General features: G+C 56.1%; 13 protein-coding genes. 5 read left to right on the top strand and 8 right to left on the bottom strand.

Features of this window, described 5'->3' with window-relative positions; all coding sequences use genetic code 11:
• Nucleotides 1–81 precede the first annotated feature (81 nt).
• From ACMGGQ_RS20555 to ACMGGQ_RS20545, 3 genes are all read left to right on the top strand, one after another.
• Nucleotides 82–1,071, top strand: coding sequence for a sulfate ABC transporter substrate-binding protein (locus ACMGGQ_RS20555; protein WP_024909198.1), 990 nt, complete (start codon nucleotides 82–84; stop codon nucleotides 1,069–1,071).
• Between the two features lie 107 nt (nucleotides 1,072–1,178).
• The gene (locus ACMGGQ_RS20550; protein ID WP_048226875.1) at nucleotides 1,179–1,922 is read left to right on the top strand and encodes a CDP-diacylglycerol diphosphatase; all 744 of its coding nucleotides are present in this window, start codon (nucleotides 1,179–1,181) and stop codon (nucleotides 1,920–1,922) included.
• A gap of 73 nt (nucleotides 1,923–1,995) precedes the next feature.
• Nucleotides 1,996–3,300: an SLC13 family permease gene (locus ACMGGQ_RS20545; protein WP_420290442.1), complete on the top strand. Its 1,305-nt coding sequence runs from the start codon at nucleotides 1,996–1,998 to the stop codon at nucleotides 3,298–3,300.
• Between the two features lie 81 nt (nucleotides 3,301–3,381).
• Here the strand turns inward: ACMGGQ_RS20545 and tpiA are convergent, their stop codons facing one another.
• Together tpiA and ACMGGQ_RS20535 are read right to left on the bottom strand one after the other, a co-directional pair.
• Entirely contained in the window at nucleotides 3,382–4,149 is a 768-nt protein-coding gene (gene tpiA / locus ACMGGQ_RS20540; protein ID WP_003862019.1) for a triose-phosphate isomerase, read from the bottom strand.
• 111 nt (nucleotides 4,150–4,260) lie between these two features.
• Entirely contained in the window at nucleotides 4,261–4,857 is a 597-nt protein-coding gene (locus ACMGGQ_RS20535) for a DUF1454 family protein (RefSeq protein WP_045909117.1), read from the bottom strand.
• Between the two features lie 112 nt (nucleotides 4,858–4,969).
• Here ACMGGQ_RS20535 and ACMGGQ_RS20530 point away from each other — a divergent pair, with 112 nt between their 5' ends.
• Entirely contained in the window at nucleotides 4,970–5,389 is a 420-nt protein-coding gene (locus tag ACMGGQ_RS20530) for a DUF805 domain-containing protein (RefSeq protein ID WP_262781256.1), read from the top strand.
• Here the strand turns inward: ACMGGQ_RS20530 and fpr are convergent, their stop codons facing one another.
• The 4 genes from fpr to ACMGGQ_RS20510 form a co-directional block, all read right to left on the bottom strand.
• Nucleotides 5,390–6,136 carry a ferredoxin--NADP(+) reductase gene (fpr, locus tag ACMGGQ_RS20525; protein ID WP_048028397.1) on the bottom strand — a complete coding sequence of 249 codons (747 nt, stop codon included), beginning with the start codon at nucleotides 6,134–6,136 and terminating at the stop codon, nucleotides 5,390–5,392. It abuts the gene before it with no gap.
• Between the two features lie 96 nt (nucleotides 6,137–6,232).
• Entirely contained in the window at nucleotides 6,233–7,243 is a 1,011-nt protein-coding gene (gene glpX, locus ACMGGQ_RS20520; protein ID WP_111967934.1) for a class II fructose-bisphosphatase, read from the bottom strand.
• Nucleotides 7,244–7,345: 102 nt separating this feature from the next.
• Nucleotides 7,346–8,854 carry a glycerol kinase GlpK gene (glpK, locus tag ACMGGQ_RS20515; protein WP_014885706.1) on the bottom strand — a complete coding sequence of 503 codons (1,509 nt, stop codon included), beginning with the start codon at nucleotides 8,852–8,854 and terminating at the stop codon, nucleotides 7,346–7,348.
• 21 nt (nucleotides 8,855–8,875) lie between these two features.
• On the bottom strand, nucleotides 8,876–9,721 hold the full coding sequence (locus tag ACMGGQ_RS20510) for an MIP/aquaporin family protein (protein WP_014885705.1): 846 nt from the start codon (nucleotides 9,719–9,721) through the stop codon (nucleotides 8,876–8,878).
• 410 nt (nucleotides 9,722–10,131) lie between these two features.
• Here ACMGGQ_RS20510 and zapB point away from each other — a divergent pair, with 410 nt between their 5' ends.
• Nucleotides 10,132–10,371, top strand: coding sequence for a septal ring assembly protein ZapB (gene zapB, locus ACMGGQ_RS20505; RefSeq protein ID WP_008501806.1), 240 nt, complete (start codon nucleotides 10,132–10,134; stop codon nucleotides 10,369–10,371).
• A 567-nt stretch (nucleotides 10,372–10,938) separates the two neighbouring features.
• On the opposite strand, the gene rraA is transcribed toward zapB, so the two are convergent.
• Complete coding sequence (gene rraA, locus ACMGGQ_RS20500; protein ID WP_023309687.1) at nucleotides 10,939–11,424, bottom strand: ribonuclease E activity regulator RraA; 486 nt, start codon at nucleotides 11,422–11,424, stop codon at nucleotides 10,939–10,941.
• Between the two features lie 92 nt (nucleotides 11,425–11,516).
• Complete coding sequence (gene menA, locus ACMGGQ_RS20495; protein ID WP_008501804.1) at nucleotides 11,517–12,437, bottom strand: 1,4-dihydroxy-2-naphthoate polyprenyltransferase; 921 nt, start codon at nucleotides 12,435–12,437, stop codon at nucleotides 11,517–11,519.
• Between the last annotated feature and the right edge of the window lie 10 nt (nucleotides 12,438–12,447).

Genomic DNA, 12,447 nt, shown 5'->3' with positions numbered 1-12,447 from the left:
CAATCTTTTTTTATTCTTTAATCCTCGATTCGCTTTCTGGCACGCTGCATTCATCAAAACACTACACAAGAGAGCTGGGCGATGAATAAATGGGGCGTGGGTTTAACATTATTGCTGGCATCGACCAGCGTTCTGGCTAAGGACATCCAGTTACTGAACGTGTCATACGACCCGACGCGTGAACTGTACGAGCAATACAACAAAGCGTTTGCGGCACACTGGAAACAGGAAACCGGCGACAATGTCGTGGTTCGCCAGTCTCACGGCGGTTCTGGCAAGCAGGCGACCTCCGTCATCAACGGTATCGAAGCTGACGTGGTGACCCTGGCGCTCGCCTACGATGTCGACGCGATCGCCGAGCGTGGCCGTATCGACAAAAACTGGATCAAACGCCTGCCGGATAACTCCGCGCCATACACCTCAACCATCGTTTTCCTGGTCCGTAAAGGCAACCCGAAACAGATCCATGACTGGAATGACCTGATTAAGCCAGGCGTGTCCGTCATCACCCCTAACCCGAAAAGCTCTGGCGGCGCTCGCTGGAACTACCTGGGTGCGTGGGGCTACGCGCTGCACCACAACAATGGCGACCAGGCCAAAGCGCAGGAATTCGTGAAAGCGCTGTATAAAAACGTTGAGGTGCTGGACTCTGGCGCGCGTGGCGCCACCAATACCTTCGTCGAGCGCGGGATTGGCGACGTGCTGATCGCATGGGAAAACGAAGCCCTGCTGGCCACTAACGAGCTGGGTAAAGACAAGTTCGAAATTGTGACCCCAAGCGAATCTATTCTGGCTGAGCCGACCGTCTCTGTTGTCGATAAAGTGGTTGAGAAGAAAGATACCAAAGCGGTGGCGGAAGCCTACCTGAAGTATCTCTACTCGCCAGAAGGCCAGGAAATTGCGGCGAAAAACTTCTATCGTCCACGCGATCCGGCGGTGGCGAAGAAATACGAAAGCGTCTTCCCTAAACTGAAACTCTTCACCATTGATGACGAGTTCGGCGGCTGGACGAAAGCGCAGAAAGAGCACTTCTCTAACGGCGGCACGTTCGATCAGATCAGCCAGCGCTAACCATTAGCCAATGACACGGTAACCCGGCGTGAGAAATCCGCCGGGTTTTTTATTTGGTCATCATTTTGCGTTACTCTTTTGCCTCTATTGAAAACAGGGAACGCGTTGTGAAAAAAATTATCTTATTGATCCTCATTGTCATCGCCCTTGCCGCTGGCGGCGTGTACTGGATGAAAGCGGGTAATCCGAATGCGTTGCGACATATCGTTCTCGACCAGTGCGTGCCGAATCAGATCCAGAATCGTAACCCGGCACCGTGTGCGCAGGTGAAAACGGATGCAGGCTATGTAGTCTTTAAAGACCGCAACGGGCCGCTGCAATATCTGCTGATGCCGACATATCGCATCAACGGCACCGAGAGCCCGCTATTGACCGAAGCGCACACGCCGAACTTTTTCTGGCTGGCCTGGCAGTCGCGCAGCTTTATGACCCTGAAGCGCGGATCCGAGGTGCCCGACAGCGCCATTTCGCTGACGATTAACTCGCCGACTGGTCGCACGCAGAACCATTTTCATATTCATATCTCCTGCCTGCGCCCGGACGTGCGCGAGAAGCTCAATGCGGCACAGGGAGAAATCAGCACCCAGTGGCTGCCGCTTCCCGGCGGGCTGGAAGGGCATGAGTATCTTGCTCGTCGGGTGACGGAGAATGAGCTGGTGCAGCGCAGTCCGTTCATAATGCTGGCTGAAGAGCTTCCGGAAGCGCGCGACCATATGGGGCGCTTTGCCCTGGCGATGGCGCAGCAGTCGGATGGTTCGTTTGTGTTGCTGGCAACCGAACGTAACTTGCTGATGCTTAACCGCGCGTCCGCTGAGGAACTGCAGGATCATCAATGCGCTATTCTAAATTGACCCCACCATAAATAGCGTTTACTCGCCCTGCCTGTCGCCGTAGACTTGCTGAAAAATTCTACAGGAGACAGGTATGTCGCTCTGGTCAACGTATCCTCTGCTGGTACCCTCACTGATCGTTGGGGTCACTATCGTGCTATGGGCGACGTCGCTGTTGCCGGAATTCATCACCGCACTGCTGTTCTTTACGGCGGCAATGACCGCGAAGATCGCCCCGCCGGAGGTGATTTTCGGCGGTTTTGCTTCGTCGGCCTTCTGGCTGGTCTTCAGCGGATTCGTGCTCGGCGTGGCGATCCGTAAAACCGGTCTGGCAGACCGGGCCGCCCGGGCGCTGTCGGCAAAGCTCACCGACTCCTGGGTATTAATGGTAGCGAGCGTGGTGCTGCTGAGCTATGCGCTGGCGTTTGTGATGCCGTCGAACATGGGACGTATTGCGCTGCTGATGCCGATTGTCGCGGCGATGGCAAAACGCGCCGGTATCGCCGACGGCTCCCGCGCCTGGTTTGGTCTGGCGCTGGCGGTAGGGTTCGGGACGTTCCAGCTTTCGGCGACGATTCTGCCCGCTAACGTGCCTAACCTTGTGATGAGCGGTGCGGCGGAAGGCTCGTACGGCATCCATCTGAACTATGTCCCGTATCTGCTGCTGCACACGCCGGTGCTGGGCGTTCTCAAAGGCCTGATCCTGATTGGTCTGATCTGCTGGCTATTTCCCGGTAGCCCGAAACCGCCGAAGGAACAGGCGCCGTCAGAGCCTATGGGGCGGGACGAAAAGCGTCTTGCCTGGCTGCTGGCGGTGGTGCTGGGGATGTGGGTGACGGAGAGCTGGCACGGCGTGGGGCCCGCCTGGACCGGGCTGGCGGCATCGATCATCGTTATGCTGCCCCGCATCGGTTTTATCACCGGAGAGGAGTTTTCTGCGGGGGTGAATATGCGTACCTGTATCTACGTTGCTGGTATTTTGGGGCTGGCGATCGTCGTGACCCAAACCGGTATCGGAACGGCGGTGGGCGAGGCGTTGCTCCGCATTATGCCGCTGGATGCAGATAGACCGTTCACCAGTTTCCTGGCGCTGACCGGTATTACCACCGCACTCAACTTCATTATGACCGCCAACGGCGTTCCTGCGCTGTATACCACCCTGGCGCAAAGCTTCTCGGATGCGACCGGCTTCCCGCTGCTGTCGGTGATCATGATTCAGGTGCTCGGCTATTCCACGCCGCTGCTGCCGTATCAGGCGTCGCCGATCGTGGTGGCGATGGGGCTAGGAAAGGTGCCTGCCAGGGCGGGGATGGTGCTCTGTCTGGCGCTGGCGATAGCGACGTATCTGGTGCTGCTGCCGCTGGATTACCTGTGGTTTAGCCTGCTGAGACGGCTGTAAAAAAGCCCGGTGGCGCTGACGCTTACCGGGCTTACATAACCGTAGGGCGGGTTAGCGAAGCGCCACCCGCCACAAAGGCAATTACGCCTGTTTAGCCGCTTCTGCCGCTTTAACGATCACCGCGAAAGCGTCCGCTTTCAGGGATGCACCGCCAACCAGCGCGCCATCGATGTCTGGCTGGGTGAACAGCTCAGCAGCGTTAGACGCGTTAACGGAACCGCCGTACTGGATGATCACTTGCTCAGCCACTTTGGCGTCAGCTTTCGCAATGTGGTCACGGATGAATTTGTGAACCGCCTGAGCCTGCGCAGGGGTTGCTGATTTGCCGGTACCGATCGCCCAGACTGGCTCGTAAGCGATTACCGCGCCTTCGAACGCTGCTGCGCCCTGCGTTTTCAGCACAGCGTCGATCTGACGTGCGCACACTTCTTCAGTTTTGCCCGCTTCGTTTTCTGCTTCGGTTTCACCGATGCACAGAACCGGGATCAGACCCTGCTCTTTCAGCACGGCGAATTTCTTCGCGATGAACTCGTCGGATTCTTTGTGGTAGGTGCGACGCTCGGAGTGGCCGATGATGATGTATTTCGCGCCGATATCTTTCAGCATTTCAGCGGAGGTTTCACCGGTGAACGCGCCAGACAGGTTAACGTCAACGTTCTGCGCGCCCAGAATGATGTGGCTGCCGTCAGCGGCACGTTTAGCCAGATCCAGATACATATCCGGCGGAGCGATAGCAACCGCGCAGCCGGTCACGCCAGCCAGCTCTTTACGCAGGTTCGCAACCAGTTCGTTTACCATGTGGCGGCTGCCGTTCAGTTTCCAGTTACCCATCACTAAAGGATGTCGCATTTCAATTCTCCACGCTCAATAAGCGAATTAAGGAATATGGCCACCCTGTCGGGCAGCATGGTCTGTGAATCAGTATAGAGATTTTCCCTCGAAAGGCTTTGCTTTTTGTCATTAATTCGCCCCGCCAAGGGTGTCTGATAGTGCCAGCTTAATCGGTTCAACAGCGAAGGTCAGTCCTTTTTCGCCGTTGTCCGCCACAACATAGCGGATCGCGCCTTCGGTATCGGCGTAGTAACGCTTGTTTTTACCGGCGGTGAGGAGTTTTTGCAGCTTTTGCTGGCTTTGCTTTTTCGTTAGCGCAGGGGTAAACGCCTGCAAGACCGCGCTCATGTACTCCAGGGCTTTTGCCTTCGCGGCTTTCTGCTCTGGCCCCTGTATTGGCAGCCAGGTGATCTGCATGCTTTTGATTTTTAACGTCCCGCGCTCCAGCGCCGTGGAAGCATACAAATTCTCGTTAATCTTGCTTGCCGCACGGGTCAGGGTAGGCGTGTCGCGGGGGCCATCAATGGCACGAAACTCATCCAGCGGCAGCGTGGGGTTGGCCTGATTGAAGGCTTCACGAAACTGGCTGATGGACTGATCGAACGACGGTGCGCCCGCCAGCAGATACGGTGCGGTGGTCGGGGCTGTGGTTTCGGCGGCGTGCAGGGTAAAGCCTGCGCTGAGCAGCGCTAAACACAGGAAAAGAGAATGTGTCGAACTTTTCATCAACATTGCCCCTGGCCGTAAGTGCTCATGATTAAAACGATATCTGGTCGGCTTGTCAAAAGGTCACAACTCCAGGGTAAAATGCGCGCGATATGATAATAAGGAACCTTACATGACCATACAGCAGTGGCTGTTTTCATTCAAAGGGCGTATTGGACGCCGTGATTTCTGGATCTGGATGGTGACGTGGGTTGTCGCCATGCTGCTTCTGTTTTTCGTTGCCTATAACGCATGGCTAAGCACGCAAACGGCGGCCTTCGCGCTGGTCTGCCTGCTCTGGCCAACGGCGGCTGTCGTCGTGAAACGCCTGCACGATCGCGGACGTTCCGGCGCGTGGGCATTTCTGATTATTCTGGCGTGGATGCTGGTGGCGGGAAACTGGGCGATGCTGCCGTCCATCCTGCCGTGGGTTGTGGGCAGGCTGCTGCCGTCGGTCATCTTCGTGATGATGCTTGTCGATCTGGGTGCGTTTATCGGCACCCAGAGCGAAAACAAATACGGTAAAGATACCGTTGAGGTGAAATACCGCTGATCACCAGTAGTGTTCGGCGGTCATATGGCCTGGCCGGCGGCGAAGATGTTTCGTCATCTGCCGGGTATCCTTCAGAAGCTGCTGCGTGTCCCGTACCATCTGCGGGTTGCCACACAGCATGACGTGGCTGGTTTCAGCGTTCAGCGGCAAACCCACCGCCTCTTCCAGGGCACCACTCTCAATAAGCGCCGGCACGCGGCCGGTCAGCGTTCCTGCTACGGTTTCGCGGCTGACCACCGTCTGAATCTTTAACTTTCCGCCGTACTGTTGTTCCAGCGCCTGCATCTGCGGCAGGTAGCTCAGGTCTGCGGCATAGCGCGCAGCGTGCACCAGCACGATGTTTTTAAAACGCTCGAGGTCTTTGCCGTACTGCAAAATAGAGAGATAAGGACCGATGGCCGTGCCGGTTGCCAGCATCCAGAGCGTGTCACAATCCGGGATCTCTTCGAGCACAAAGAAGCCTGCTGCTTCACTCACGATCTGCACCTCGTCGCCGGGCTTAAGGGCGGCAAGGCGCGGGCTGAGTTTACCGTCAGGAACGGTGACCAGATAGAACTCGAGATCCGGGTTATCAGGCGAGTTAACGTAAGAGTAGGCGCGCTGCACGCGCTCGCCGTCGACATCCAGCCCCAGCTTCGCAAATTGCCCGGCTTTAAACGGGTGTACGGGAGCATGCACGGTGAGACTAAATAGCGCATCGGTCCAGAACTGTACCTTTGTGACTTTACCTGTTACCCAGTCCGCCATGATCTTCTCCTGTGCTGTTTCTCTGTTCTATCTTCCGTACTTAACGGGGAGATTTCCAGCCCATTTGGGCCGGAAAGCTCTATCGATCAAACGGTTTTACAGAATGTGCGTCTGTACGTCCGGGTCTTTGCGGTCGAGATAGTGGATAGACTGGATGCGGCGAATGGTGCGCGATTTGCCGCGGATCAGCAGCGTTTCGGTGGTCGCCATATTGCCCTTGCGGGTGATGCCGTCCAGTAGATCGCCTTTGGTGATACCGGTCGCCGAGAAGACCACGTTATCGCTTCGGGCCATATCATGTAGCGCCAGCACTTTGTTGGCCTCGATACCCATCGCTTCGCAGCGTGCCAGCTCGTTTTCCCCGATACGGCGGTTCTCTTCGCTGTCGCCTTTCACCTCGTGGCGGGGCAGCAGACGAGCCTGCATATCGCCGTCCAGCGCGCGGATCACTGCCGCAGAGACTACGCCTTCCGGCGCGCCGCCGATGCCGTACAGTACGTCCACTTCACTGTCCGGCATGCAGGTCAGGATCGAGGCGGCAACGTCACCATCCGGAATGGCAAACACGCGCACGCCGAGCTTTTGCATCTGCGCGATAGTGGCGTCGTGGCGCGGTTTGGCCAGAATGGTGACGGTGAGTTCGCTCAGCGGTTTGTTTAGCGCGCTGGCGACGTTACGCAGGTTCTCTTCCAGCGGCAGGCTGAGGTCGATTGCGCCTTTTGCGCCAGGACCGACAATCAGCTTTTCCATGTACATATCCGGCGCGTTAAGGAAGCAGCCCTTATCGCCTACGGCCAGCACCGCCAGGGCGTTGGCCTGACCCATTGCCGTCATGCGCGTGCCTTCGATCGGGTCGACGGCGATATCCACAGCATCACCTTTGCCGGTACCGACTTTTTCACCGATATAGAGCATTGGCGCTTCGTCGATCTCGCCTTCGCCGATCACGATAGTGCCGTCGATGTTGACCTGGTTAAGCACAATGCGCATGGCATGGACGGCTGCGCCGTCGGCGGTATTTTTGTCACCACGACCCAGCCATTTATAGCCTGCAAGGGCGGCCGCTTCGGTGACGCGGGAAAACTCGATAGCAAGTTCACGTTTCATGAGGTACTCGTGCAATCAAAAGGAATTGCACGAAGTTTATCACAGAGTGGGGAGGGGGGTTTTAAGTCCCCTCTCCCCAAAGGGGAGAGGGATACGTTTGTCTTACTCGTCGTGCTCTTCCCACGCAAGGGCGCGTTTGACCGCTTTCTTCCAGCCGCTGTAGCGGAAGTTACGCTCGGTGGTTTCGATGCCCGGACGGAATTCGCGTTCGATCACCGCTTTTTCCTGCAGCTCGTCCAGGTTCTGCCAGAAGCCTACCGCCAGACCGGCAAGGTACGCCGCGCCCAGCGCCGTCACTTCACGCACTTCAGGACGCTCAACGCGGGTGCCCAGAATGTCGGACTGGAACTGCATCAGGAAGTTATTCGCGACCGCACCGCCGTCCACGCGCAGGGCGTGCAGACGAATGCCAGAGTCCGCCTGCATCGCTTCCAGCACGTCGCGCGTCTGGTAGGCGATGGATTCCAGGGTGGCGCGAATAATGTGGTTAGAATTCACGCCACGCGTCAGACCGAAAATCGCGCCGCGTGCATACGGGTCCCAGTACGGTGCGCCCAGACCGGTGAACGCAGGCACCACGTACACGCCGTTGGTGTCTTTCACTTTGGTCGCGAAGTACTCGGAGTCGAACGCATCGCTGATCAGCTTCATCTCGTCACGCAGCCACTGGATAGACGCGCCGGCCATGAACACCGCACCTTCCAGGGCATAGTTCACTTCGCCGCGCGGGCCGCAGGCGATGGTAGTCAGCAGACCGTTTTCTGATTTCACCGCTTTCTCGCCGGTGTTCATCAGCATAAAGCAGCCGGTGCCGTAGGTGTTCTTCGCCATCCCTTCCTTGACGCACAGCTGGCCGAACAGCGCCGCCTGCTGGTCACCGGCGATACCGGCGATAGGAATACGGGTGCCGCCTTTACCGCCGATGTTGGTCTGGCCATATACCTCAGAAGACTTGCGCACTTCAGGCAGCATCGCGCGTGGGATATCCAGCGCGTCCAGCATCTTGTCATCCCACTCCAGGGTGTTGATGTTGAACAGCATGGTACGCGAGGCGTTGGTGTAGTCGGTGACGTGAACGCGTCCCTGGGTCATCTTCCAGATAAGCCAGGTGTCAACGGTACCGAACAGCAGCTCGCCGCGCTTTGCACGCTCACGTGAACCTTCCACATGGTCGAGGATCCATTTCACTTTGGTGCCGGAGAAATACGGGTCAACCACCAGGCCGGTGGCGCTGCGCACGTACTCTTCCATGCCGTCGCGCTTCAGCTGTTCGCAAATCTCAGAGGTACGGCGGCACTGCCAGACGATGGCGTTGTAAATAGGCTTACCGGTTTCACGTTCCCAGACAATCGTCGTTTCACGCTGGTTAGTGATACCAATCGCGGCAATCTCGTCGGAACTGATATCGGCTTTCGCCAGCACTTCGACCAGCGTGGAGCTTTGTGACGCCCAGATCTCCATTGGGTCGTGTTCGACCCAGCCTGGACGAGGGTAAATTTGCTCAAATTCGCGCTGTGACACGCTGACGATGTTCGCGTCATGATCCATTACGACAGCGCGGGAGCTGGTAGTGCCCTGGTCGAGCGCAACGATATATTTTTTTTCGGTCATGGTATGTGTCCCGTAGTCAGATTACAGCGAAGCTTTTTGTTGTGCGGTAGAAGTCGTTTCCTTCTCCTCTTCCACACAGGTGTCGCACGGTAAATGGCGACCAATTAATTTGCGGTAGCTGAACGCACCCAACGCAGCCCCGACAACTGGCGCAAACAGCGGTACCAGGAAGTAAGGAATGTCTTTGCCGCCGGTGAAGGCGACGTCGCCCCAGCCTGCGATAAAGGCGAACGCTTTAGGTCCGATATCACGTGCCGGGTTCATCGCGAAGCCGGTCAGCGGGCCCATGGAAGCGCCAATCACCGCGATCAGCAGGCCAATCAGCAGTGGGGCCAGCGGGCCGCGCGGAATGCCGTTTCCGTCGTCGGTCAGCGCCAGGATAACGCCCATCAGAATAGCGGTAATCACCATTTCAACTGCGAACGCCTGCACAAAATTGATATGCGGGTTTGGATAGGTTGAGAAGATGCCTGCCAGATCCAGACTTTCGACGCTGCCGCGCACCATATGATGCGTCTGTTCGAAGTCGATGAAAAGATTGTAATAAAGCCCGTAAACTAACGCCGCTGCGCAAAACGCGCCGGCAAACTGAGAAAGAATGAAAGGAACAACTTTGCGTCCGTCGAAGCACGCGAACAGCCACAGTGCGATAGTCACCGCCGGGTTAAGATGTGCACCAGAAACTCCTGCAGTCAGGTAGATGGCCATCGCCACGCCCAGACCCCAGATGATACTGATTTCCCACTGACCAAAACTGGCACCCGCCACTTTCAGTGCAGCGACACAGCCCACTCCGAAGAATATCAACAACCCGGTACCAAGGAACTCGGCAATGCACTGGCCTTTTAAGGTTGATGTCTGACTCATAATCGGAATCCTGAAGAAATTGATGTTTATTGTTAGCATGGCCGCCCGTGACAGCCACGATGCCCTGTAGACATAGTGTTAATTTATCGTTAACGAGCAAAAACGAGAAATATCGAAATCAAAATGTGTGGTCTGTGTCAATAAAATGAGCGTTTTCGCGCCATAAAGCACATTTTTACAGCAGTACAGGATCGGTACAGGAATGAGAGCTGAATCATTTCATTAACGAATGAGTTAACAATTTAGGGGGATATGACGCGAACGCACCAGGACCAGACCTAAAAGTGTTGCAAACCGCGATCTGCGCGGTGTGTCGCTGGACACAGAGCGCCGCGCTCCATACAATCGACGGTATATGTCGTGCGCGTTTATGTTAAAGCGTCGCCTTGCAATTCAGGAGAGGTAGCATCATGTCTTTAGAAGTGTTTGAGAAACTGGAATCGAAAGTACAGCAGGCGATTGACACCATCACCCTGCTGCAGATGGAAATTGAAGAGCTGAAAGAGAAGAACAACAGCCTGGCGCAGGAAGTACAAAACGCGCAGCACAGCCGCGAAGAACTGGAGCGCGAAAACAACCAGCTGCGCGAACAGCAGAACGGCTGGCAGGATCGCCTGCAGGCGCTGCTGGGACGTATGGAAGAAGTCTGATTCCCATTGGGATGAACTGAACAGGCCGGGTAAGGCGATGCCGCTACCCGGCTTTTTTTATGCCAGTTATAAAAAAGGCCGCCAGAGGCGGCCTTAACGCTACTTCTCCTGCGCTGTCATAGCAAAAGCAACGAACACATTCGGTTCATCACTCTTTACAACGAGTACGCTGGCGACAATGAACGCGATACATAAATAGCGTTTCATTATGCGGTCCCTGCAGCTAACCGCTCCACCGATCACCACCGGTGATAAGTCGGTGGACACAAGCCCGGTTAAAGGTTGCTTTACGGTTGTGAATACACCTTTCCCTGGACCGATGCCCATGTGCGAGATGGCGGAAAGGGACGATGCATCATAATGAGCAGCAGCAGCGTAGTTAAGGTTTTAATAGTTAATTAGGAATTTATAAAGGATCGATGGGGTTACCTGAGATTTGAACCAGGGTAAGATAAAAATCCTGGTTAAAGGTTGCAAACCTTCCCAACGGACCGCGAATCCCGAGGGACAAAAAAACCGCCACATTCCTGTTGGCGGTTTTTTTTATGGTCCACGCTTACGGTTTTATTACTCGATATCCAGCGGATCTTCGGAAAGGATAATGCCGGTATTATCGGCGTAGAGATGGTCGCCGGAGAAGAAGGTCACGCCGCCGAAATTGACACGCACGTCGCTTTCGCCGATACCGTCACCCGCCGCCCCTACCGGTATGGCCGCGATGGCCTGAATCCCGATATCCAGGTCTTCCAAATCGTCCACCTGACGCACGGAACCGTAGACCACAAGGCCTTCCCACTCGTTCTGCACGGCAATACCGGCCAGCTCAGCATCAATCAATGCGCGCCGCACGGAACCGCCGCCGTCGACCACCAGTACGCGGCCGCGGCCGTTCTGTTCGAGCAGATCGTACAACAACCCGTTATCCTCGAAACATTTCACCGTGACGATCTGTCCGCCAAACGACGACCGCCCACCAAAGTTGGAGAACAGCGGTTCAACGACGTTGACATCTTCCTGGTAGATGTCACAAAGCTCGGAGGTATCGTATTTCATAGGTTTAACGCTCAGTTGCTGCGAATGTGTTCAGTATATCGTGCGAAATGCGTTGTTGGCAAAATCATCAATTGTTAATTGATATTTGTCAGCTAACTGAGCGTCTGGCTTAAGACAATCCCGATGACGAACAACAGGTTAGTCAGCAGCGCGCCTTTTACGGTTCGCTCCAGCATCGGCGGCATGGCGGCCGGGCTACGTTCACGCATCACAAAACGGGCCTGCTTAATCAGCAGCGGCGCGGCAAGCACAAACAGCCAGCCCCAAAGACTGTGCAGGGAAATCAGGTTAAACAACGCCAGGCAGACCAGGGCCCCCATCAGCAGGCAGGCATGGTAGCGACGCGCATTCACTGGCCCCAGACGGACCGCCAGGGTGTTTTTACCGTTCTCGCGATCGCTGTCGATGTCGCGCAGGTTGTTGATGTTGAGCACCGCTGTCGCCAGCAGACCGCAGGCGGTCGCAGGCAGGAACAGGGCAGGGATTACCGTATGCGCCTGTAAGTACCAGCTTCCCATGACGCTCAGCCAGCCGAAGAAAACCAGGACGGAGATATCACCGAGCCCAATATAACCGTAAGGTCGCGTGCCGACGGTGTAGGTGATGGCCGCGATAATGGCCAATAAGCCCAGCACCAGAAAACCAATGAAATCGCTGGGAGTCTTAGACGCCACCGTCACCAGCGCCAGACCCGATAAACAGATCAGCACTACGGTGATGATTAACGCGCGCTTCATCTGCGCCTGGGTAATCACCCCTTTTTGCATTCCACGCAGCGGCCCGATACGGTCAGGTTTGTCGCTGCCTTTCACCGCGTCGCCGTAGTCATTGGCGAGGTTGGAGAGGATTTGCAGCAGGCCGGCGGTAATCAATGCCAGCGCGGCGACCAGCGGATCGAAATAACCCTGCCACCAGGCAAGCGCCGTACCGACGATAATCGCGGCGAAGGCCAGAGGGAGTGTTTTAGGGCGCAGACTTTCGAGCCACGCCTGCGTACGGCTGATGTCAGTCATAAGTATTTAG

This window comes from Enterobacter sp. BNK-13 (assembly GCF_048685015.1).
Taxonomy (GTDB): Bacteria; Pseudomonadota; Gammaproteobacteria; order Enterobacterales; family Enterobacteriaceae; genus Enterobacter; species Enterobacter quasiroggenkampii.
This window is presented reverse-complemented; position numbering and strand designations above follow the sequence as displayed.